The following is a 1,741-nucleotide window of genomic DNA, read 5'->3' as shown; positions in this document are numbered from 1 at the left end:
GCCCACCGGTATCCTCGCTGCTGCATTCAGCGAAGCACTGCACCGCAGGGAGCCGCCGGTTAACTGAACCGCTGACGTATTCTGGGCAGCGCCCGCGCAATGGGCGGCAGGCGAAGCGCGAGCAGCAGGGCGCCTACTGCGGCGTATCCGGCCCACTCGGCCATGTCAGCGCGCACCACCCAGAAAAAGTGCAGAAGAATCAGCGCGAGGATCGGGTAGGCAAGCCTGTGCAGGCTCTTCCAGCGCTTGCCGAGCCGGCGCATGGCGGCGCGGTTGGAGGTGGCGCCGAGCAGGATCAGCCCGATCAGCGCGAGCATGCCGACGATGATGTAGGGCCGCTTGACGATCTCGGCGCCCAGAAGCGCCCAGTCGAGCCCCAGAATGAACAGCGCGTAGCAACAAAGGTGCAGCACCGCGTAGGCCAGCGTCCACAGCCCGAGCTGGCGGCGAATCAGCGCGAAGCCCTTCCAGCGGGTGAGCCTGGAAAGCGGCGTGAGGGACAGCGTCAAGAGCATCAGCCACAGCCCGCCGATGCCGATGTTCAGGAGCAGATAGCGCCCAGGCTCCGGGCCTGCGGCGTTCTGGTAGACCTGAAAACTCCAGTAGACGAGCGGGGCGAGAGCGGCCAGAAAGACCGCCACGCGCCACAGCCGCCACCAGGCTTGCTGCTTTGCCATGGTTACCTGCCCGGGTCGTCGATGCGGTTAATAGTTGACGGCGAGATCCATGCCGGCGTAGAGCTCGGCGACCTCGTCAGCGTAGCCGTTGAACATGCGGGTATCGATGTTGTTGGGGCTGAACAGGCTGTTGGGCAGGCGCCGCTCGGTGGCCTGGCTCCAGCGCGGGTGGTCCACGTCCGGGTTCACATTGGCATAGAAGCCGTATTCGTCGGGGGCGAGCAACTGCCAGGAGTTGACCGGCTGCTCCTCGACCAGCGAGATGCGCACGATCGACTTGATGCTCTTGAAGCCGTACTTCCAGGGCACCACCAGGCGCAGCGGCGCGCCGTTCTGGTTGGGCAGCTCGCGCCCGTACATGCCGAGCGCCAGAAGCGTCAGCGGGTGCATCGCCTCGTCCAGGCGCAGCCCTTCGACGTAGGGCCAGTCGATCAGCGCAAAGGACGAGCGCTGACCGGGCATCTGCTCCGGGTCGACCAGGGTCTCGAAGCGCACGTACTTGGCCTTGCTGGTCGGGTCGGCGCGGCGGATGACCTCACCTAGCGGTATGCCGAGCCAGGGGATCACCATCGACCACGCCTCGACGCAGCGCAGCCGGTAGATGCGCTCCTCGAACTGCGAGGGGCTGGCGAAATCCTCGAGGGTAAAGCGCCCGCCGTTGTTCACCTCGCCATCGACCACCACGCTCCAAGGCTCGGTCTGTAGGCTGCCCGCGCGCTTGGCCGGGTCGCTCTTGCCGGTGCCGAACTCGTAGAAGTTGTTGTAGCCGCTGGCATCCTCGAAGGGCGCCAGGGTGTCCTTCTCCGGGTCTGCCGGGGTCACGGCGCGCCACTGAGTCTGGCGGATCTTGTCGTCGAGCCAGGCCGGCGCGTTGCCGCTGGGCACATCGCTGTAGTCTTCGCTTGCCTTGACGCGCCCGGAGAGCATGAGCCCGGCGCCGACGCCGGCCACGCCGCCCAGAAAGCGGCGGCGGCTAAGATAAACAGACTCCGGCGTCACGTCGGATTCACGCAGGTCGCTGGGTTTGGCGATCTTGATCAGCATGGTCTCTCTCCCTGACGACG

Annotated in this window: 2 protein-coding genes; both read right to left on the bottom strand. The window is 66.1% G+C overall.

The genetic code is table 11. From position 1 onward, the window contains the following. Positions 1-59 precede the first annotated feature (59 nt). Positions 60-677, bottom strand: coding sequence for a protein-methionine-sulfoxide reductase heme-binding subunit MsrQ (gene msrQ, locus BIS11_RS16675; protein WP_253424903.1), 618 nt, complete (start codon positions 675-677; stop codon positions 60-62). Positions 678-704: 27 nt separating this feature from the next. Continuing rightward, positions 705-1,721, bottom strand: a complete 1,017-nt coding sequence (gene msrP / locus BIS11_RS16670) for a protein-methionine-sulfoxide reductase catalytic subunit MsrP (protein WP_253424900.1) — start codon at positions 1,719-1,721, stop codon at positions 705-707. Between the last annotated feature and the right edge of the window lie 20 nt (positions 1,722-1,741).

It is taken from the genome of Halomonas sp. 707D4, assembly GCF_024158685.1.
Classification (GTDB): domain Bacteria; phylum Pseudomonadota; class Gammaproteobacteria; order Pseudomonadales; family Halomonadaceae; genus Vreelandella.
Note: the sequence above shows the minus strand (reverse complement) of the source record. Positions and strands in the feature narration are given on the sequence as shown.

Coding starts and splice junctions, on each gene's coding strand:
- msrQ (WP_253424903.1), bottom strand. CDS start 677: ATGGCAAAGCAGCAAGCCTGGTGGCGGCTGTGGCGCGTGGCGGTCTTT.
- msrP (WP_253424900.1), bottom strand. CDS start 1,721: ATGCTGATCAAGATCGCCAAACCCAGCGACCTGCGTGAATCCGACGTG.